This is a genomic window from Synechococcus sp. R6-10 (genome assembly GCF_047461815.1).
Classification (GTDB): domain Bacteria; phylum Cyanobacteriota; class Cyanobacteriia; order Thermostichales; family Thermostichaceae; genus Thermostichus.
In genome coordinates this window covers 1-551 of the sequence record NZ_JANSHW010000595.1, presented here as the reverse complement: position 1 = coordinate 551, position 551 = coordinate 1, and the positions used below count along the sequence as shown (strand labels likewise).

The following is a 551-nucleotide window of genomic DNA, read 5'->3' as shown; positions in this document are numbered from 1 at the left end:
TCAAGGCACCGCCAACCACAACCACCCAGTGCAATTCTGGGTCAACCTGACCCGCTCCGCCTACCGCAGGCAAGCATAACTCTCGGTTTTGCAGATAACTGGTCGCAATTGCCATCGATTGGCACAGAAGTTGCTTTCAGCACAGGTGGAGGTTAGATGATGAGACAGGTTAGCCTTTGGACACTTTGCTCGGCGATGCTCATCGCCACAGTCGGTAGTGCGAATGCCCAGATAAATTCTGTGTCAGGACAAGTATTGGCGTTGCTCTTTCCACCGCCTTCCGTCTCTACAGGCGCTCTGGAAAACGATTTCTATGGTTTTGTCTTCAAAGAGCAGAGCAACCTTGTACTGTCCGCTCCCCTGACAGTTAACGCGCAGGGACCTGGTACCTATGACATCAACAACGCATCCAGCTCGCTGGTGGTTCCTACTGGCACGCCCATTCAGTCCTACTTTGTCCACTTCGACTCTGTGGGAATGCCCAATCAATACATCAGTTACACCTGCACCATAACTTTTGCAACGAATATATTAGGTGTAATCTATATGGA

General features: G+C 50.5%; 1 protein-coding gene. It reads left to right on the top strand.

Annotated features, from left to right (window positions below):
• Positions 1 to 156 precede the first annotated feature (156 nt).
• Positions 157 to 551: hypothetical protein (locus NW837_RS14290; protein WP_414332252.1), on the top strand; the 395-nt coding region annotated here is incomplete at its 3' end.